The 19,322-nt window shown below is 69.9% G+C and carries 19 protein-coding genes; 7 read left to right on the top strand and 12 right to left on the bottom strand.

Annotated features, from left to right (window positions below; translation table 11 throughout):
* Positions 1-48: 48 nt before the first annotated feature.
* Positions 49-1,005, bottom strand: a complete 957-nt coding sequence (locus ACWY4P_RS37130; RefSeq protein WP_456204935.1) for a helix-turn-helix transcriptional regulator — start codon at positions 1,003-1,005, stop codon at positions 49-51.
* 112 nt (positions 1,006-1,117) lie between these two features.
* Between ACWY4P_RS37130 and ACWY4P_RS37125 the strand changes: the two genes are divergently transcribed.
* Together ACWY4P_RS37125 and ACWY4P_RS37120 are read left to right on the top strand one after the other, a co-directional pair.
* Positions 1,118-1,825 (top strand): SDR family oxidoreductase, encoded by a 708-nt coding sequence (locus tag ACWY4P_RS37125; protein WP_456204934.1) that lies wholly within the window; start codon positions 1,118-1,120, stop codon positions 1,823-1,825.
* Positions 1,826-1,863: 38 nt separating this feature from the next.
* Entirely contained in the window at positions 1,864-2,514 is a 651-nt protein-coding gene (locus ACWY4P_RS37120) for a DsbA family oxidoreductase (RefSeq protein WP_456204933.1), read from the top strand.
* On the opposite strand, the gene arfA is transcribed toward ACWY4P_RS37120, so the two are convergent.
* On the bottom strand, positions 2,498-4,045 hold the full coding sequence (arfA, locus tag ACWY4P_RS37115) for an arabinosylfuranosidase ArfA (protein WP_456204931.1): 1,548 nt from the start codon (positions 4,043-4,045) through the stop codon (positions 2,498-2,500). The two genes, ACWY4P_RS37120 and arfA, sit on opposite strands and share 17 nt — an antisense overlap.
* Before the next feature lie 200 nt (positions 4,046-4,245).
* Between arfA and ACWY4P_RS37110 the strand changes: the two genes are divergently transcribed.
* Entirely contained in the window at positions 4,246-5,544 is a 1,299-nt protein-coding gene (locus tag ACWY4P_RS37110; protein WP_456204930.1) for a hypothetical protein, read from the top strand.
* 31 nt (positions 5,545-5,575) lie between these two features.
* On the opposite strand, the gene ACWY4P_RS37105 is transcribed toward ACWY4P_RS37110, so the two are convergent.
* Positions 5,576-7,357, bottom strand: a complete 1,782-nt coding sequence (locus ACWY4P_RS37105; RefSeq protein ID WP_456204929.1) for an ABC transporter permease — start codon at positions 7,355-7,357, stop codon at positions 5,576-5,578.
* Positions 7,358-7,362: 5 nt separating this feature from the next.
* Entirely contained in the window at positions 7,363-8,115 is a 753-nt protein-coding gene (locus ACWY4P_RS37100) for an ABC transporter ATP-binding protein (RefSeq protein WP_456204928.1), read from the bottom strand.
* A 492-nt stretch (positions 8,116-8,607) separates the two neighbouring features.
* On the opposite strand from ACWY4P_RS37100, the gene ACWY4P_RS37095 reads away from it, so the two are divergent.
* From ACWY4P_RS37095 to ACWY4P_RS37085, 3 genes are all read left to right on the top strand, one after another.
* The gene (locus tag ACWY4P_RS37095) at positions 8,608-9,306 is read left to right on the top strand and encodes a tectonin domain-containing protein (protein WP_456204927.1); all 699 of its coding nucleotides are present in this window, start codon (positions 8,608-8,610) and stop codon (positions 9,304-9,306) included.
* A gap of 186 nt (positions 9,307-9,492) precedes the next feature.
* Positions 9,493-10,029, top strand: coding sequence for a hypothetical protein (locus tag ACWY4P_RS37090; protein ID WP_456204926.1), 537 nt, complete (start codon positions 9,493-9,495; stop codon positions 10,027-10,029).
* Positions 10,030-10,065: 36 nt separating this feature from the next.
* A complete protein-coding gene (locus tag ACWY4P_RS37085) occupies positions 10,066-10,572 on the top strand; it encodes a DinB family protein (RefSeq protein ID WP_456204925.1) in 507 nt (168 codons plus the stop codon).
* 15 nt (positions 10,573-10,587) lie between these two features.
* Here ACWY4P_RS37085 and ACWY4P_RS37080 read toward each other — a convergent pair whose 3' ends face one another.
* The 5 genes from ACWY4P_RS37080 to ACWY4P_RS37060 all read right to left on the bottom strand — a co-directional run bounded on the left by ACWY4P_RS37080 (position 10,588) and on the right by ACWY4P_RS37060 (position 14,265).
* Positions 10,588-10,971: a hypothetical protein gene (locus tag ACWY4P_RS37080; RefSeq protein ID WP_456204924.1), complete on the bottom strand. Its 384-nt coding sequence runs from the start codon at positions 10,969-10,971 to the stop codon at positions 10,588-10,590.
* Positions 10,972-11,048: 77 nt separating this feature from the next.
* On the bottom strand, positions 11,049-11,300 hold the full coding sequence (locus ACWY4P_RS37075; RefSeq protein WP_456204923.1) for a hypothetical protein: 252 nt from the start codon (positions 11,298-11,300) through the stop codon (positions 11,049-11,051).
* A 54-nt stretch (positions 11,301-11,354) separates the two neighbouring features.
* Positions 11,355-11,771, bottom strand: a complete 417-nt coding sequence (locus ACWY4P_RS37070; RefSeq protein WP_456204921.1) for a hypothetical protein — start codon at positions 11,769-11,771, stop codon at positions 11,355-11,357.
* A 350-nt stretch (positions 11,772-12,121) separates the two neighbouring features.
* Positions 12,122-13,105 (bottom strand): phage baseplate protein, encoded by a 984-nt coding sequence (locus ACWY4P_RS37065; protein ID WP_456204920.1) that lies wholly within the window; start codon positions 13,103-13,105, stop codon positions 12,122-12,124.
* A gap of 152 nt (positions 13,106-13,257) precedes the next feature.
* A complete protein-coding gene (locus ACWY4P_RS37060) occupies positions 13,258-14,265 on the bottom strand; it encodes an arabinan endo-1,5-alpha-L-arabinosidase (protein ID WP_456204919.1) in 1,008 nt (335 codons plus the stop codon).
* A gap of 172 nt (positions 14,266-14,437) precedes the next feature.
* On the opposite strand from ACWY4P_RS37060, the gene ACWY4P_RS37055 reads away from it, so the two are divergent.
* Positions 14,438-15,853: a glycoside hydrolase family 30 protein gene (locus ACWY4P_RS37055; protein WP_456204918.1), complete on the top strand. Its 1,416-nt coding sequence runs from the start codon at positions 14,438-14,440 to the stop codon at positions 15,851-15,853.
* A gap of 74 nt (positions 15,854-15,927) precedes the next feature.
* Here ACWY4P_RS37055 and ACWY4P_RS37050 read toward each other — a convergent pair whose 3' ends face one another.
* The 3 genes from ACWY4P_RS37050 to ACWY4P_RS37040 are packed head-to-tail and all read right to left on the bottom strand — an operon-like array spanning position 15,928 to position 19,126.
* Positions 15,928-16,830 (bottom strand): carbohydrate ABC transporter permease, encoded by a 903-nt coding sequence (locus ACWY4P_RS37050; RefSeq protein WP_456204917.1) that lies wholly within the window; start codon positions 16,828-16,830, stop codon positions 15,928-15,930.
* The gene (locus tag ACWY4P_RS37045) at positions 16,827-17,792 is read right to left on the bottom strand and encodes a carbohydrate ABC transporter permease (RefSeq protein WP_456204916.1); all 966 of its coding nucleotides are present in this window, start codon (positions 17,790-17,792) and stop codon (positions 16,827-16,829) included. Before ACWY4P_RS37045 ends, ACWY4P_RS37050 begins: the two co-directional genes overlap by 4 nt.
* On the bottom strand, positions 17,789-19,126 hold the full coding sequence (locus ACWY4P_RS37040) for an extracellular solute-binding protein (RefSeq protein ID WP_456204915.1): 1,338 nt from the start codon (positions 19,124-19,126) through the stop codon (positions 17,789-17,791). Before ACWY4P_RS37040 ends, ACWY4P_RS37045 begins: the two co-directional genes overlap by 4 nt.
* Between the last annotated feature and the right edge of the window lie 196 nt (positions 19,127-19,322).

Here is a 19,322-nt window from a genome sequence, read left to right as displayed (position 1 = left end):
CGACGACACGGCAGCGAGACGGACCGCGTGTGCCTGGCCCCGGCGGGGTCAGGCACACGCGTCTCCTGCCATCGTCTGCGTGCCGATCACCGCGAGCAGGCTCAGCTTGTCCGCGGCGTCCGTGCCCGGGGCGGCGGTGTGGATGACGACGTGGAGGTCGCTGCCGGGGGCGTTGAGGACGTCGCAGTCGAGGACGAGCGGGCCGACGTCGGGGTGGTGGACCGTCTTGGTGTCCATGGTGTGGCTGCCCACCGCGTGGGAGTCCCAGAGCCGGGCGAAGCGGTCGCTGGCGCGGCGCAGGTCGGCGACGAGGGTGCGCAGGCCCCGGTCGGAGGGGTAGCGGGCGGTCGCGGAGCGCAGGTCGGCGACGGTGGCGGTTTCGAAGCGGGCCTGTTGTTCGGGGGTGTGGGTCACGCGGTCGGAGCTTCCGGTGAAGTGGCGCCACAGTACGTTGCGCTCGCGCTCCGAGCGCCCGGAGGGGTCGCCGTGCAGCGCGGCGTACAGCTGGTTCCAGGAGATCAGGGTCCACGCCGCGTCGTACACCCCGACCGGGGTGGCCCGCATCTGGTCGAGCATGCGCTGGACACCGGGGGTGAGGTGGGCCGAGATGCGGTGGGTGGTGGGCGCGGGCCGGCCCGCGAGCAGGAACAGGTGGCGGCGTTCCGGTTCCGACAGCCGCAGGGCGCGGGCGAGGGCGGTGAGGATCTGGGTGGACGGGGAGGTCGCGCGGCCCTGTTCGAGACGGATGACGTAGTCGACGGACATCCCCGCGAGCTGGGCCAGTTCCTGGCGCCGCAGCCCCGGCGCGCGGCGCACGCGTCCGGCCGGCAGGCCGACCGTCGCCGGGTCGAGCCGGTCGCGCCAGCGGCGCAGCGCGGTGGCGAGGTCGCCGGCCACGTCGTCCCCGTCGCCGTTCTGTGTGTCGCGCGCCGGTCGGCTCACGTCCCCGCCCGGGCGTCCGTCGTTCCCGTCACCGCTCCCTGTCCCGCTCCCTGTCCCGCTCATCGGTTCAGTATCCGGCCGGGGGCGGCGGGCGTCCCGCGCGCAGCCTGGTATCGCTTTTACCAGGAAGAGCCTTGTACTCCCTGTTTCTTCGCGCGGCGCCGACGCTGATGGCATGCGAACGACACTCATCACCGGTGCCACCAGGGGGCTCGGCCTCGAGACCGCCCGGCAGCTGGTCGAGGCCGGGCACACCGTCTATCTCGGGGCGCGGGACGCCCGGCGTGGCGAGGAGGTGGCGCGGCGGGTCGGCGCCCGCCCGCTGCCGCTCGACGTGACCAGTGAGGATTCCGTACGGGCGGCCGCGAAGCTCGTCCAGGAGGAGGCGGGCCGCCTCGACGTCCTGGTCAACAACGCCGGAATCGGCGGGCCCGCCCGTTCCGCCGCCGAGGTCACCGCCGACGACCTGCTGACGGTCTACGACACCAATGTCTTCGGCGCCGTGCGGGTCACCCACGCCTTTCTGCCGCTGCTCGAGGCGAGCGAGACGCCCGTCGTCGTGAACGTCAGCAGCGGGCTGGGGTCACTGGCCGTCGCCGCCGACCCGCCCGCTCATGCCCCGTCCGTGCCCGTGTGGCTTCCGGCGCTGTCGTACGGCTCCTCCAAGGCCGCGCTGAACATGGTCACCGTGCAGTACGCCCACGCCCTCCCGCATATCAGGGTCAACGCCGTCGACCCCGGCCTGACCGCGACCGACTTCAACGGTCACGCCGGAAACCGGACGGTCGCGGAGGGCGCCGAGATCATCGTGCGGATGGCCACCGTCGCCCCCGACGGCCCCACCGGCGGCTATTTCTCGGCCGCCGGCCCGCTCCCCTGGTGACCGCGAACCCCGCACTCCCCTACCCGATGGGAACGACCATGCCGAAACGCCGTGTTGAGATCGCCCTGGACCTCGCCTGTGTCCGTTGCTACCTCGGTTTCACCCGCCTCACCCGGGCCGCCCGCCACTACCGCGCCGACGGCGGCGAGGTCGACGTGGTCCTCCGCCCCTTCCAGGCCGAGCCCGAGGCGCCGTCCGCCGGTGAGCCGCTGTTCGAGGTCTGGCGGCGGACCCGTGGCGAGGCATTCGTACGACAGGTCACCTCCGACACCGCCTTCGGCGTGGCGGACGGCCTGGAGCCGCACTTCGAGCGCGCCCAGTACACCAATACCTTCGAGGCGCACCGGCTGGTCGCCCGCGCGTCCGCACAGGGGCTCGGCGAGCGGATGGCGGAGCGGCTGTTCCGCGCGTACTTCACCGACGGGCTGCTGATCTCCGACCGCACCACCCTGGCCCGGCTGGCCGCCGAGACCGGGGTGGTGGCGCAGGACGACCATGATGGCGCCGCCGACGACACCAACGACAGCGACGCGGCCGAGCTGCGCGCCGAACTCGACCGCGTGCGCGCGCTCGGCGTCCATGTCGACGCCGTGCCGTACGTCCGCTTCGAGGACGGGACGGTCCTCGAAGGCGCGCAGCCGGAGGAGGCCTACCGCGCGGCGCTGACCGCGCTCACGCCAGCCGGATGACGTTCCAGGACATCGGTTCCAGCGTGGCCCGCAGCACCCCGCCGTCCAGGGCCGTGCCGGTCGCGGCGTGCGGGGTGACGCGCTCCGGCTCGGCCAGGGTGTTGCGGGCCTCGGGGTCGGCGTCCGCGAGGACACTGTGCTCGACGATCCGGGACACGGGCAGGCCGCGCAGGTCCACCTCCAGCGGCAGCGGGTCCGCCTGGGCGCGGTTGACGGCGAAGACGGTGACCTCGCCGGTCTCCTCGTCCGCGACGGCGGTGGCGTGCAGCAGCGGCACCTCGCCGTACTTGGCCGTCTTGTGCGTCGGGCTGTCGACGTTGACCTGAAGGACCCGCCCGCGCCCGTGGCGGGAGGCCTGCGCGAACGGGAAGAAGGTGGTCTGCTTCCAGGCCGGGCCGCCCGGCTCGGTCATGATCGGCGCGATGACGTTGACGAGTTGGGCGAGGCAGGCGACGGTGACCCGGTCGGCGTGGCGCAGCAGCGCGATGAGCAGCGAGCCGAAGACGACGGCGTCGGTGACGGAGTAGTTGTCCTCCAGGAGCCGGGGGGCCTCCTCCCAGTTGGGCGGCTCCGCGTCGTGGAAACGGGTCAGGTACCAGACGTTCCACTCGTCGAAGGAGAGGTTGATCTTCTTCTTGGACTTCAGCCGGGCGCCCACGTGGTCGCAGGTGGCGACCACGTTCTCGATGAAGGACTCCATGTCGACGGCCGAGGCGAGGAAGGAGTCGCGGTCGCCGTCGAGCTCTTCGTAATAGGCGTGCAGGGAGATGTAGTCGACGAGGTCGTAGGCCTCCCGCAGGACCGTCGCCTCCCACTCCGCGAAGGTCGGCATGGCCTGCGACGAACTGCCGCAGGCCACCAGCCGCACGTCCGGATCGATCTGCCGCATCGCACGGGCGGTCTCGGCGGCCAGCCGCCCGTACTCCTCGGCCGTCTTGTGGCCGGTCTGCCAGGGCCCGTCCATCTCGTTGCCCAGGCACCACAGCCGGATGCCGTACGGGTCCTTGTCGCCGTGCGCGATACGGCGGTCGGACAGGGCGGTCCCGGAGGGGTGGTTGGCGTATTCCTGGAGCTCCAGCGCCTCGGCCACGCCGCGCGTGCCGAGGTTGAGCGCCATCATCGGCTCGCCGTCGACCTTGCGGAGGAAGTCGATGTACTCGCCGAGTCCAAAGCGGTTGGTCTCGGTCGACCGCCAGGCCAGGTCCAGTCGGCGGGGGCGCTCGTCGGCCGGGCCGACGCCGTCCTCCCACTTGTAGCCGGAGACGAAGTTGCCGCCCGGGTAGCGGATGACGGTGACTCCCAGCTCGCGGATCAGCTCCAGGACGTCGGTGCGCAGACCGGCCTCGTCGGCGGTGGGGTGGCCGGGTTCGTAGATGCCGGTGTAGACGCAGCGGCCGAGGTGCTCGACGAACGACCCGAACAGGCGCGGGTTGACGTCGCCCACGGCGAAGGCAGGGTCGAGGGTGAAGCGGGCCGGACGGGCGGGAGCGGGGGTGTCGGGGGTGCGGTTGCCGGGGGTCGTCGGCTGCATTGCGGCGTCTCTCTCCTGCGCTGGCGCGCTGTCGCTTGGTCGCTTGTCCGAGATATCGGATACCGATCGCAACTTCGAACGAGACGGTAAGATCTCCGTTCCCCACGCGTCAACGCCTCGCGCAGCGCGGAAACCTCCGGCCCGGCCGTCGGAGGCGCGCGAGAGACTTCCTGTGCCGCCATCTGCCCCAGGAGGTCCCTGTGTTGAGCTGCACCCGCGAAGAGTTCCTCGCGCATCCCGAACACGACGGCCAGGAGGGCGACCTTCGGGACTACGACTGGGACGACTACCTCGATGTGGCGGTGCGGGCTCATCTCCTCGACCGCTGGCTGAGCGAGGACGCCCCCGGCGCCCCCATGGTGGTCACGAGCATCCGGCCGGAGCCGGAGGATGCCGGGCTGACGCCCGACGCGCTCCTGAAGAGCGGGCTCTACCCCACCGTGGCCGCCGGCGGCATGCGGCGCGAGCCGCGGGCCTGCCGGTCCGTTCCCGTGGCAGAGACGGTCTCCGCCGTGGAGCGAGCCCTGCTGGGGCACGGCGGCATGCCGTCACGACGGGTCGGACTGCTCATCGCCGACCTGCGCGAGATGATCCTCTCCCAGGGGAGGGAAGCGGCGTTGGTGACGGTCGTGGACCCGGCGACCGGCGCGGTCGTGGACGGCGAGACCCATGTGGTGCTGTCGTGGGAGACCGAGTACAACCCGGTGATGATACGCATCAGCGTCGCACCGCGCCCGGAGATCCGCGGCGAGCCCCTTCACCCCGCGTGCTCCTTCGCCGCCTGCCCCGACGGCGTCCGGGCCACCCCCGAGGATCACCGGCTCGCCGAGGCGAAGGTGCGCGCCGTGTGCGCCGGGACGGTGCTCGCGGCCTTCCTGAAGTGCGACGGGCGCGCCGCGTTCACCGTCGGATGGCAGCCTCACGACATCGATCCGGAGCGGGCCACCGACCTCGACGAGGTGCGGGACTGGTGGGAGGGCACATCATGGTGCGAGCAGTACGACGACTCCTACCTGGGGGTCTACTACGACTACGGGGCGGGCGCCTGGTTCGGCCCTCCGCATCTGATCCCGACCCAGGCACAGATCGACGACGAGGAACAGGACGACTACCCGGCGAAGGACTGCACCACCCTCGGTGCCCCCGGGGAACCGGTAACCGATGACTGGATGCTGGGTGACCAGCTGTACTCCTTGGCCACCGCCGCCTTCCTGACCGAGGTCGAGGCGTTCCGCCGCACCTGCCGGGAACAGTGCCGCGACCAGTCCGACGCGCCCGACGAGCTGGTCGACGCCCTCCTGGACGAGCTCCTCGCCCGGCCCCTGGAGCGAGTCGGCGGCCCGGAGCGCCGGATGGCCGTATGGGCCGACACCGACAAGACCGGCCGGTTCTGGCGCGCCGACGGCACGATCGACGTGTTCGACGATGCGCGCAGGCTCCTGGTCGTCGGACCGGGCGAAGCTCTGTACATGATCTTCAAGGGGGAAACGGGGGCCTGAGCACCGCGAAGTTCAGATCGCCGCTCAGCGCTCACGTTGTTTCGGCGCTGAGGGTTTGTGCGACGGATCGGCGGGCCGCGATGCGGGCGGGCAGGGCGGTGAGTGCGGCGGTGGCCAGTACGGCCGTGAATGCGGCGCCGAACAGCCACCACGCCGGGGGGTAGATCGTCCCTGCCTTGCTGAAGGGCCAGCAGAAGGCAATGCCCAAGGGGATGCCGACGAGGGCGCCGGGCACGGTGGGCAGGAGCTGTGCGGCGGACAGCCCGGCCGTGATCTGCCCGGGGGTGGCGCCGAGAGTGCGTGCGACGGCCATGGTGTGCCGGGCCTCCAGTGCCGTGGTCCACGTGGTCGTGAGGGTGTTCACGGCGGCGAGGGTGACCAGTGCGGCGGCGACGGCGACTATCATGTGCCGGCTTTGAGCGTCCTTCAGATTGCCCAGGTGGGGCGAGTCGATCCCGTAACTCACCTGGCGCTGGACGAAGATGATCAGCAGTGCCGTGATCGTGATGACGGTGGCTGCTGTGCTGCATGCCTGCAAGAACGCGCGGCCGGGCCGACGGGCGATCAGGCGCAGCCCGAGCAGGACCGGGACCGGCAGCATCGCGGACAGTCGTGTCAGGCGGGCCCGGCGGCCGGGTTGGCGTGCGGTGTCGGCCAGCGCGGCGACGGTTTCGGTGCGCAGGGCCCGCATGGTCGGGCCGAGGGTGGTGAGGATGGCCACGGCCAGGGCGACGACGGTGGTGAGGGCGATGGTGCCGCCGCTCGGTCCGGCGGAGGTGGTCAGCAGGCTGGCGGTGGGGTTGACGATGGCGGGTTGGGTGAGCCGCGCGGCCAGCAGGCCGAGAGCGTCGGCGAGTAGTGCCAGGGTCACGTATTCGGTGAGCAGGACGGCGGCGATGAGGCCGGGCGTGGCGCCGACGGCCTTGAGCAGTCCCACGCGGCGGGTCTGCTTGGCGGCGCGTCCCGCGGCGAGGGTGGCCACGCCGACGATGGCGAGAAAGCTCAGCAGCCAACTGCCGATGACCAGGATGGGCTGGCTGGCCTCAATGATCGTGGCGTCCTGGACGATCATGAATTGCCAGGTCTGGAAGTTCGCATGGACCGAGGGGCCGCGGTGCGCGTTCAGGAACGCCTGGGTCGCGTCCGGGTCGCGCAGTTTCAGGTAGAGGAGGGAGGACACCGAAAGATGCTTGGAGGCCAGCGCCCGGGTGTCCTGTTCGCTCATCCAGACCAGACCGCTGTAGTCACTCGGCCCGCCGTCGGGACCGGCCAACTGCGCGAACGGATAGACGGTGCCGGCAGCGCTCACGGCTGTCCCGACGACCGGCCGGGAGCGGCCGGCGACGGTGACGTGGTCGCCGACGTGGACACCCAGCGCGGTGGCGAAGCCGCGTTCGACCACGACGCCTCCGGAGCGTACCCAGGTGCCGGAGGTCACCAGAGGGCGGTCCACCGGGCCCGGTTTCGCCTCGGCGGCTGTCACCACCACGTGCGAGGTGGAGCCCTTCGCCGTGAGCTTCGAGTAGTACTGGAGGTAGGGACCGCTGTGGGCGGTGACCGCGGGGTCGCTTGTCAACGAGGCCTGAGTCGTGGCCGTGGCGGAGGAGTTGTCGGGGGAGACCGCCACCACGTCCGGCCCGGCCGTGGCGGCGCGCGTGTGGCGGTAGAGCGTCTCGGTCGCCCCGCCCAGCGACCCGCCCAGGGCCAGCATGCCGGTGGCGACCGTGAGGGAGAGAAGAAGCATCGCGGCCTGGCCGGGATGGCGGCGTACGTCGGACCAGACGAGGCGGAACACGAGCAGGATACGGCCCATGACGGTCAGCCCTCCCACCCGTGGTTGCCGTCCACCGGCTGCCTGCGGTCCGCCATCCTGGTGCCGTCCATCCAGGTGTCGTCGACGAGTCTGCCGTCGCGCATCGACACGAGCCGGTCCGCGGTGGCCGCGACCCTCTCGTCGTGCGTGACGATCACGAGGGTCTGCCCCGCGGCACGCAAGTCCTCAAAGAGCCGCAGCACGTCGAGGGTGGCCGCGGTGTCCAGGTTCCCGGTCGGCTCGTCGGCCAGCAGCACCAGCGGCTCGTTGGCCAGGGCGCGGGCGATGGCCACCCGCTGGCGCTGGCCGCCCGACAGCTGCCAGGGCAGATGCCGGGCACGGTCGGCCAGCCCGACCTGCTCCAGCAACTGGTCCGCGCGCCGCCGGGCCGCGCGCAGCGGGCGTCCGGCCAGCAGTACGGGCAGTTCCACGTTCTCCGCCGCCGACAGTTCCTCGACCAGGTGGAAGGCCTGGAAGACAAAGCCCACCGAGCGGCGTCGCAGTTGGGCCAGGGCCCGTTCGCTGAGGGTGTCGGTGCGTCGGCCGGCCAGCCACACCTCTCCGTCGGTGAGCCGCTCCAGGCCGCCCAGCAGGTGCAGCAGGGTGGACTTCCCGCAGCCGCTGGGCCCCATGACTGCCAGCATCTGTCCGGCCCGTACGTCCAGGTCGACGCCGTCCACCGCGTGAACCAGGCTCTCCCCCCGGCCATGGGTCCTCAACAGGTCGCGGGCCTGCAGCACCGCGTCGAACTGGTTCATCCATCCTCAGCTTTGTTCTCGACCCTCGACCGGCCAGTTCACCCGCTCGTTCCAGCCGGGCCAACGTCACATAGTTCTGGCCCGCGTTCATCGATTCCCCGAGCGGACCGCATGCATCCCCCTAACGGTTAGCTAATGAATAGCGGTTAGCCGTCACAGGAGTCAACCGAGGCCCTGCCCGCTCCTGTCACCATCCGTAATCCGGACGATCGACCCGGCGGCCGGGACGGTCCACGACCGCCAGGCTCCGATAGCCGCAGCCGACTGCACAGATCCGTGCGTCGCGTCGATCCCCCACACGCGCTACGCAGATCCGGACAGATAGCCACCCGACCGATCGCCCGTGCGCCCCGACACCTCGGACATACCCGGGCGCCAAACATCCGTTTCTGACCATTTTGAATGATCAGTCAGAATATTGGACTGTTTGATGGGAGCTCAGCTCGCCAAGTACCTGGACGCAGGTTCCAAAGCGAGAGGAGCGAGTTCGGTATGGCTGGATGGAAGAAGATCAACGGGACTCTCACGGCTATCTCGGCCGGGTCCAGGACCAACGTGTGGGGCGTCAACTCCGCATCCGCCATCTATCGGTTCACCGGGGACGATGCCAATCCCTGGCACAACATCCCCGGCTCCGCGGTCGATGTCGGCGCGGCTGCCGACGGCACGGTGTGGGTGGTCAACTCCGCCCACGCGATCTACCGATACACCGGGGACGAGGACTCCAACCACTGGAAGAACATCCCCGGCAGCCTGTCCCGGATCTCGGCCGGGTCCAGGACCCATGTCTGGGGGGTCAACGCCGGCAACGCCATTTACCGTTACACCGGGGACGACGCCAATCCGTGGGTGAACATCCCAGGCTCCGCGGTCGATGTCGGCGCGGCAGCCGACGGCACCGTGTGGGTGGTCAACTCCGCCGGGGCGATCTACCGATACACCGGGGACGAGGACTCCAACCACTGGAAGAACATCGACGGCACCCTGTCCCGGATCTCGGTCGGGTCCAGGACCAACGTCTGGGGCGTCAACTCCGCCCACGCGATCTACCGTTACACCGGGGACGACGCCAAGCCGTGGGTGAACATCCCCGGCTCCGCGGTCGACATCGGCGTGGCCGCCGACGGCACCGTGTACTGCGTCGACTCCGTCGGCGCCATCTACCGGTACACCGGGGACCAGCCGGGCTAAGCCCTGCCCGCAACGCTACGCGTGAGCTTTCCGGCCCGGCCCGACTCCCGGCCGGGCCCGGAGGGCCACAGAGCCACGGGCCCCGTACGAGAGAGCGGTTGCGAGCCGATGCCCTGTCGACCCATGATTCGCTTGCCGTGACCGGAAAGCAGTCGTCGCGGCGCTCAAGGACGGGGGACTGGAATCGTGAGTGACGCGTACTCGCCCATCCCGGAACTGAACCTGCTCAAAAAGTTCCAGGACCGGATCGGTCAGGTCTGGTACTCAGCCGGGTTCGAACTGTGCGAGTACGGCGTGGACGCCGGCCTGGACACCTGGTCGGAGGATCCGGAGTTCCTGGACCGGTTCATCCCCTTCGCGCTGGCCACCGGCACCGGTTCCCACTACGCCCTGTGGCGATGTGACGATCGGACCGACCTCGCCACCTTGCCTGTCGTCTTCGTCGGCGACGAAGGCGATCTCTACATCGTCGCGCGAAACCTGCCGGAGCTGTTTCAGCTCCTGACCATCGACGATGAGACCTTGAACCCCGACGGCGTCGAGCAGCACACCGAGGGCCACCAGGAATACCTCACCTGGCTGAACGAGACCTTCGGGCTGCGGCCACCGGAGGACCTCGACGCGCTCTGGACTCGGCAAAAGGAATACGACGAACAGTTCAAGGCGTGGGCGAGCCGGTTCGTCGATGATTCAGCGCTCTCCGCGTCCGCATGGTGTCGATAGCCTCGGCGAGCGAGCTCTTACGAAGGGGATCCAGCTGTGACCACCGAACGCCCCCGCATACCCACGACCGCGGACGAGCGCGAGACGCTGCGCGGCTTCCTCGACTTCCACCGGGCGACCCTCGCCAGGAAGTGCGACGGCCTGTCCGACGAGGAGTTGCGGCATCAGTCGATGCCGCCTTCGACGCTCTCGCTGCTCGGGCTGGTGCGGCACATGGCCGAGGTGGAACGCAACTGGTTCCGCAGGGTGATCAACGGCGAGGACATCCCGCTCGTGTGGTCGGACTCGTTCGACTTCCAGGTGGCCTACGACGCGCGGGAAGCCACGCGGGCGGAGGCGTTCGAGGCCTGGCAGGCGGAGGTGGAGCACGCGCGGCGGATCGAGGCGGAGGCGGAGTCGCTCGATGTGACGGTCCACGCCGCGCGGTGGGGGCAGGATGTGTCGCTGCGCACGGTGATGATGCACATGATCCTGGAGTACGGGCGGCACAACGGCCACGCCGATTTCCTCCGCGAGGGCATCGACGGGACCGTTGGCGTCTGACGTCGGCGCCGGCCGCTACGGGCTCACCAGCCGGGGGCTCACCAGCCGGAGCTCCAGCTCGCGCTCCTGGTCGCCGGGGACCCGGCCCCGGTCCTCGATGGCGAAGGCGCGGGCCAGGACCTCGCGCATCTGCTCCACCTGACACGGGCACCCCTGCAAGTCGGCCGTGATGGGGGCGGTCAGGGCGGTGGGTTCGGGCTCTGGATGGTTCGGGGTCACCTCGAAGGTCGAGGTCCACACCACCGGGTGTCCCTCGAGCAGATGCTGCGGCAGACCGGCGTATGCCTCGTCGGAGCGGTAGCACCGGTGGAGCACGTCGAAGACCACGTCGGCGTCGTCCCGCGAGATTCCGGTGAGGGTCACCATTACGTGCTCGGCGTGCCATTCCACGTTCGCCATGGCGGGCACCTTCTTCACTACTGAGCGATTGTCTGAGCGGTTGTCCTTACCTTTATTTTCGCAGCTTTTGCGCGGTTTCACCCGGATGGCTCGTCCGGAATCGGATGGTCCGGGCGCGGGCTCCCGGACTGCCGAGGGCTCCCCCGCCGCCCGGTGCCGGACTCGTCCAGATCGGGCACGTCGTCGTCGGGGTCGTCGGGTGGGCTGTACCGGGCTGCGGAGCTGTCCACATCCAGGGGGTCCGGGCCGTCGTGCGCCTGCTGGTCGGGCAGATCCCTCGGTACGGCGTGAGTGTGGTCCCCGGGGGCTTCCAGTCGTCGGTCGGTCACTGCCGGTTCCCTTCGTCGGCGGACGGACCCCTCAGGTACCCCGAGTGTCCGGGCCTACGCCACCATGAGCCCCGAGCAGTCGTAGCCCCCGGACGGATCCGGCTGGTACGTCCCCCACAGGATCACCAGCTGCACCAGGAGCAGCAGCGGGATCAGGCATCCGGCCCCCATGGCCAGCCGCCCGGACACAGCCACCCCCAGACGCTGCCCCCGGCGGCGCGCCCCGCGGTGCAGGCCCCAGAGGAGCAGCAAGGCGGCCAGGGAGCACAGTGGGCCGGCCCAGGCGGTGAGGTACATCCGGGTGGAGGGGCCCAGGTGCTTGCAGTGCTGGAAGGTGTCGCCGTCGAAGGCCGCGCTGGCGGCGAGCAGCGCCGCCGAGGCGATCACCAGGACGGGGACGAGCGGGGACCAGCGCCGCCAGGCCGGGCGGGAGCCGGAGCTGGGGGACGGGGTGTAGGTGTGCAGGGACATCGAATACCAGCCAGGGTCGGATACCAGCCACGGTCGGAGCGGATGCCGTGCATCCTAGGGCCCTTCACACACGGCATGACCTGGGCTTATTCCGGCGGAACAGGCACGGCGGACCATCGACACGAGGGGCAATATCGCGCCATGATCACATCTTTCCGCCTATAGCGTTTACCGATCTTTTACCTTTGGCATTCGCGCCCCTATGGCATGCACGTCGTCGGCTCCTCACCGCCGTACGACGTCCAGGCCGGGCGCCGCCGCGCAGCGCGCCCGCTCCCGCCCAGCGACTACCGATACGAGACGCTGGGCGGAAGCCCGGCCCGCTGAGCCTCGGCCCAGACGAGCACGTTTCAGGCGAGCACGTTCTTGTAGAAGAGGTTGCTGCGGCGGTCGCCCGCGTCACCGGAGGCGAAGCCGAGGAACAGCCGGACCTCCCCCGCGGCCGTCCGGTACACCCCCATGCCCTCGGGCTCGCGGTAGGTCAGCGTCGAGCCGGCCCCGGTGAAGGCCCGCTGGGTGAGCGCGCCGGTGTTGACGTTGACGCTGGAGGTGTAGGCGTTGCCGGGGGACGGGTTGTCGGCGCCGTAAGCGGTGCCGGTCAGCTGGTAGACGTAGCTGCCGTAGAGCGCGTAGCCCTGGAAGACGGCGGGGTCGCTGGGCTGGGCGAAGTCCGCCAGGCGGTTGGCGTAGTTCCCGGCCGCGACCTCGTTCACATTGAAGATCGCGTACCGCCTGCTGCCCGCGGTGTTCAGATAGCGGATCGCCATCCGGTTGTTCACCGGGTCGATCGCGCAGGTCGTCTCCGTCGCATCGGAGACGGGCGAGTGCTTGGCCAGGGCGGAGGAGGTGCTGGAGAGGGTCGTCCCGCTGCTCCAGCGGAAGCGGGCCAGTCGTTTGCCGCGGGCACCGCTGTTGACGTCCACCTCGGTCCACAGATAGGTGTCCGACCCCACGGGCTGCGCGCCTATGGACACGGCGTGCCCGAATCCGAGCAGATACATATAGCCGAGCTCATTGCCGGAGAAGTCCAGCTGGGTGATGCACAGATCGCCGCTGCTGTCCGCGGAGCCGTCCTTGAGCTGGGCCACGAACAGGCGCCGGTTGACGTTGTCGAAAGTGAAGGACTGCTGGACCCTCGTGTTGTGCAGCCGCGCATGGCGGAAGAGGTCGTACGAGGGCTCGGTCAGCTGGAAGCGCGGGGACGTCGGTACGGCGGTGGGCGCGGCCTCGCTCGCGGTGGCCACCTTGGCCCCCAGGCCGAGCGCGGCACCCGCCGCGGCCCCGCCACCGAGCATCAGTAACCGGCGTCTGTTCCATGTGTGGTCTTGCGTCATGAATCTTCGCTTTCTGTCGGTGATGTGCGGGAGCGCCCCCGTCCCTCGGTGATGAGGGGCGGGGGCGCTACGCGCGTAGGGCCTTGGTGATCCGTCTCCAGATTTGCCCGGGGTACACCTCCTCGAACCGTCAGGTCCATGTCAGATCGTGATCAGTACGCCGTCGGCCAACCTCCACTCCAGCTCAGGAGGTTGACGCCGAGCTTCGGCGTGCCGTTGTCCTGGCCGTCGTAGTAGTGGTAGACGAGCAGGTCACCGTCGACATCGCTCATGACCGACTGCCCGCCGGGGCCGATGTAGCGGCCGTGGGACTCCAGGACCACCGAGCCGCCGTTGTTCATCATGTTGACCCCGTTCTTGTCGAGGTACGGCCCGGTGGGGCTGGAGGCGCGGCCGACCTTGATCTTGTACGTGGAGCTGGTGCCCGCACAGCAGGTGTCGTACGAGGCGAACAGGTAGTAGTAGCCGTTGCGCTTGACGACCGTGGGCGCCTCGACGGCCTTGGTGCCGGTGGGCCGGGAGGCGATGCTGTAGACGGTCTTGTCGCCCGCGTACTGCTTGCCCGTGGACGGGTCGATGCGGATCATCTTCAGCCCCGACCACCACGAGCCGAAGGACAGCCACCACTTGCCGTCGCCGTCGACGAAGAGGTTGGGGTCGATGGCGTTGTAGTTGCTGCTGCCGGTGGTGGAGTGCACGACGCCGTAGTCGGTCCAGGTGCCCGCCTTGCCGCTGGACGAGGTGGCGAACCCGATCGCGGAGTTGCTCGACCCGAAGGACGAGACGGCGTAGTACATCAGGTACTTGCCGCCCTGGTACGAGATGTCGGGCGCCCAGGGGTCGTTGCCGGCGGAGTAGTTCTTCCACCACGACGGCGGGGAGTTGAAGGCGTTCCCCGAGCGGCTGAAGGCGATCCGGTCGGTGGAGGTGCGGGCCTCCAGGCCGCCGTGGGTGGAGTACAGCAGGTAGGTGCCGTCGGTGGCGCGGATCATGGTGGGGTCGTGCACGACGATGTCGCCCGTCACCCGGCCCGGATTGGGGTAGGCGGAGGCGCTCGTCGGCAGCAGGGCGAAGGCCGTGGCGGCCGCCAGGGCGGCGAGTCGCCGGGCCCCGCGGAAGCGGCCGCCTGTGCGCGTACGCGCGAACGTGGCGTGGATCATTCGGCTCTCCTTCGGAATGTTTTCGGTGCCCCTCCGAAACACATAGCGATTGGTGGCCTCAACACCTCCCTCGTCCGCAGGGATTGACTCGCCCCTCAGCTGCCCATACGGTCCCCCGGACGTTTCGGTGACGTTCCGGAAGTTTTTCGGAGGCAGAGGAAGGGACGCTCTCGTGATCAAGGTGATGCGCGCCGCTGTGACGGGCGCATTGGCCGTCGCCCTCCTGGGAACGGCGGCGACCGTGCCGGAAGCCCGAGCCGGTGACGGCACCGCGGCGGGGACCCTCGGCCGGGTGGATTTCGGCCGACGCCTCCAGCCCATCGACGGCTTCGGCTTCTCGCAGGCCTTCCAGCGCGCCGACATCATGCACGGCGCGCGCGGGCTGACCCCCGAACACCAGCGGGAGGTCCTGGACCTGCTGCTGGACCGGAAGGCCGGGGCCGGACTGAGCATTCTGCGGCTGGGCGTCGGCTCGTCCTCGGACGACGTGTACGACCACATGAAGTCGATCCAGCCGACCGACCCGGGCGGGCCAAAGGCCACGCCGCGCTATGAGTGGGACGGCGACGACGGCGGCCAGGTGTGGCTGGCGAAGGAGGCGAAGGCGTACGGCGTCAAGCGCTTCTACGCCGACGCCTGGAGCGCGCCCGGCTATATGAAGACCAACGGCACGGACGCGAACGGCGGGACGCTCAAGCCCGAGTGGCGGCAGGCCTACGCCGACTACCTCGTCCAGTACGCGAAGTTCTACCGCCAGGAGGGCATCCGCATCACCGACCTCGGCTTCACCAACGAGCCGGACCTCTCCACCTCGTACGCGTCCATGCAGTTCACGCCCGAGCAGGCGGTGGAGACGGTCAAGGCGCTCGGGCCGACCGTGCGACGGGCCGGAATCGACCTGGTGTGCTGCGACGCGGCCGGGTGGGACCAGCAGGCGGAGTTCAGCGCGGCGATCGAGGCGGATCCGCGGGCCGCGGCGTTGGTCGGGGTGCACACCGGCCACCCGTACGTCACGCCCTCCGACCAGCCGCTGCCGACCGGCCGCCGCACCTGGATGTCCGAGTGGAGCCCGAACGGCGCCACCTGGAACGAGGCGTGGGACGACGGCAGCGGCTACGACGGACTGGCCGTCGCCGAGGCCATCCACACCACCCTCGCGGACGCCCGCGCCAGCGCGTATGTGTACTGGTTCGGCGCCTCGATCGGGGCGACCCGGGGGCTGATCCAGCTGGACGGGGCGGATTACCACGTCTCCAAGCGGCTGTGGGCGCTGGCCGCGTACAGCAGGTTCATCCGGCCGGGGGCGGTGCGGGTGGCCGCGTCGTCCGAGGCGGCGGGCGTCAGGATCACGGCGTTCCGCAACCAGGACGGGGCGCGGGTGCTGGAGATCCTCAACACGGGGACGGACGCGGTGCGGGCGGACTACGCGCTGGCGGGCGGCGGCACCGGGGGTTCCGCGCGCGGGTCGGTGTACCGCACGGATGAGACGCACTCGCTCAGCCGGGTCGGCGCGGCGCACGTCCAAGGCGGCAAGCTGGGAGTCGAGCTGCCGGCGCGGTCGCTGACCACGGTGGTGCTGGGGAGCTGAGCACCACCGGTGGGTCCGGTCTGCCCGGCGGTCTGCCGGGCCGGGCAGACCGGACCCGCCCCGTGGGGGGACACTCACTGGCCCGCCAGACCCGTATGGGCGACGCCGCGGACGATCTGGCGCTGGAAGAGCGCGAAGACCACCAGCAGCGGCAGGCCCGCGATCACGACCGAGGCCATCATCTGGGCGTACCGCAGCCCGTACGAGGACTGGACGTTGACCAGCCCCACCGGCAGCGTCATCCCGTTCGGGTCGGTCGTGACCAGGAACGGCCACAGGAAGTTGTTCCACGTCGAGATGAAGGTGAAGATCGCCACGGCGGCGAGCACCGGCCGGGACAGCGGCATCACGATGGTCCAGAAGACCCGCCACCGCCCCGCCCCGTCCACGAACGCCGCCTCCTCCAGCTCACGCGGCACCCCGTCGAAGAACTTCACCAGGATGAAGACCATCGCGGGCACGGCGACCTGCGGCAGGATCACGCCCCAGTAGGTGTCGACGAGCCCCATGGAGACCATCTCCGCGAACAGCGGGGCCATCAGCACCTGCGGCGGCACCATGATCCCGGCCAGCACCAGCCCGTAGAGCACCTTGCGGCCGCGGAACTCGGTCCGCGAGAAGCCGTACGCGGCCATGGCGCACAGCACCACGGTCAGCAGGGTCGTCATGACCGAGATGTAGGCGGAGTTGAACATCCACTGCCCGATGTCGCCCGACTTCCACACCTCGCGGTACGCGTCGAAGGTGATCGTCGAGCCGATCCACTCCAGCGGCGTCCTGGTGGTCTCTCCCTCCGGCTTGAGGGAGGTGGCCACCGCCCACGCCAGCGGCAGCAACCACACCACCACCAGCGCGAGCGCGATCAGCAGCATGGCGATCCGGCCCGGGGCCCAGCGGACCCTGCGCCCCGCGTCGGCGCCCGCTCTCGCCTTCATCCCACTCACGGGGGTCTCACTCACGGGGGTCTCCGCGCTCATTTCCCGCCCTCCTCACTCGCGCGGCGGGTCAGCCGCAGATGGACCAGGGAGACGATCACGATCAGGGCGAAGAAGAGATACGAGACGGCGGAGGCGTAGCCGATGCGGTAGCCGGTGAAGCCGGACTGGTAGACGTACTGCAGGATCGGCCGGGTGGCATCGTCCGGGCCGCCGGCGGTCATGATGTAGACCTGATCGAAGATCTTCAGCGAGGCCAGGATCTGCAGGACGACCACGACGCCCGTGGTGCGCCGCAGCATCGGCAGGGTGATGTTCCGCAGCCTGGCCCAGGCGCCCGCGCCGTCCAGCTCCGCCGCCTCGTAGAGGTGTTGTGGGATGGCCTGGAGCGCGGCGAGATACAGCAGGAAGTTGAAGCCGACGGTCCACCAGACGGTGGTCGCGACGATGGACAGCATGGCGTAGCGCTCGTCGGTGAGCCAGCCGATGCCGGGGTGCAGGCCGAGGGAGGCCAGTGCCTGGTCGGCGAAGCCGAAGTCGGACGGGAAGATCACCCACAGGAAGAGCAGCCCGACGACGCCGGACGGCAGCAGGAAGGGCGCGAACCAGCTCAGCCGCCACAGCCACTGGACCACGCGCAGATGGTGCGCGAGCAGCGCCAGGACCAGGCCGAGGAGGACGAGGGGGACCGTGGACAGGACGGTGAACCAGACCGTGTTCCACAGCGAGGACCACACATCGGGGTCCTGGAAGGCCTCGGCGTAGTTGTCGAAGCCGATGAAGTGGCTGTCGGTGCCGGCGATGTTGTCGTCGCCGAGGCTCATCTTGACGCCGTACAGCAGCGGCCAGAGGAGGAAGAGGGCGTAGACGAGAAGGAAGGGCCCGACGAAGACCAGCCCGTGCTCGGTCCAGTGGCGGCGCACGGTCCTGGGCGGGGTGGTGGCGGCCGCGGCCCGCGAGGAACGCGGCGGGGGCGGCGGCGCGGTGACGGTCGGCGCGCTCATTTCGCACCTCCGAAGGGATTGGGGGTGTCGAGGAGCTCGCGCAGCCGGGACTTGGCCTCTTTCAGCGCGCTCTGGGGCGTACGGGAGCCGGTGAACACCCCGGAGAAGACCGAGCCGAGCTCGATCCACATGAGGGAGGCGGAGCCGGCGAACCAGGCGGGTTCGTCGAGCGCGACGTCGTTGACGACCGAGCGGTATTCGGACTGCGGCTGGAGCTTCAGATACGCGGGGTTCTTCAGCGTCGGCAGATAGGCCGGCACATGCCCGCCCTTGGCCCACTCGACGGTGTGCTTCAGCATCCAGGCCACGAACTCGTGGGCCGCTTCGTTGGTTTCGCCGCCCCGGTCGGTCTGGTGGGGCAGGACGAAGGAGTGGCAGTCGGCCTGGGCGGTGGGGCGGCCGAAGAGATTGGGCACCCGGGTCATGGAGAACGGCAGCTTGGTGGTGCGGAAGGAGCTGATCTCCCATTCGCCGTTGAGGTAGAAGGCGGTCTTGCCGCCGTTGAAGACGCCGACGGAGCCCGGGTAGTCGACGCGGCGGTGGCACAGCCCCTCGTCGACGAGCATGGCCATGTACCGGAGGGCCTTGAGCGCCTTGGCGTCGTCGAGGGCGAGGCGTCGGCCGTCGGCGGACAGGACCTTTCCGCCGGTCTGGGAGTAGAGGGTGGAGAACACCCGCCAGGGGCCGATGACATCGCCGCCGATGGTCTCGGTGACCAGCCCCGGCTGCCCGGTGACCTTCTTGGCGGTGCGCAGGGCGGCGGTGAACTCCTCGACGCCGTGGATGGGCTTGAGCTTGCCGTCGGCGCCGAGCAGCCCGGCCTTCTCGCACACCTCGGTGTTGTAGAAGAGCACCATGGGGTGGGTGTCGAGCGGGATGGCGTACTGCTTGCCCCCGACCGCGCCGCGCTTCCAGATGTCCTCGGGGAAGTCGGCGGCGGTCACCCCGTGGTCGGCGAGCAGATCGAGGTCGAAGGCGTCGAGGAGGCGGCCGGGCGCGAAGCCGGCGAGCCGGGCCAGGTGCAGCGCCGCGACCTCGGGGGCGCGGCCGCCCGCGCCCGCCATGCCGAGCTTGGTGTAGTACGGCGAGCCCCACTGGAGGGTGGCGGCCTCCAGGCCGATCGAGGGATGGGCCGCGCTGTAGGCGTCCAGCATCGCCTTCATGTTGACGCCGTCGCCGCCGCCGAAGAGGTGCCAGTAGCGCAGCCGGGTCTTGCCCGCGCCGACCGACGAGGGCGCGGCGCAGCCGGCGGCGCCCGCGCCCACGGCGCCGGTGGCGGCGAGCGCGCCGAGCCCGGTGAGCACGCTGCGGCGGCTTGGGGAGCATCGTTGCATTGCGGCTCATTCCTGCTGCACCAAGGCAGCGCTGTTCGCCGTTGTTCGCCATTTCGAATGCCGCTCGTAACTTCGGACGGGAACATAAGCTGCCGAGGAGTGCACGTCAACGCTTTGAACACGACTCGCCCCGCCTCTTGACCCGCGTCGGAGCAAGCGCTTACCGTCCGGCCGATGTGTCAGCCGGTATGCCAGA

Source organism: Streptomyces sp. LZ34, assembly GCF_053890475.1.
This window is presented reverse-complemented; position numbering and strand designations above follow the sequence as displayed.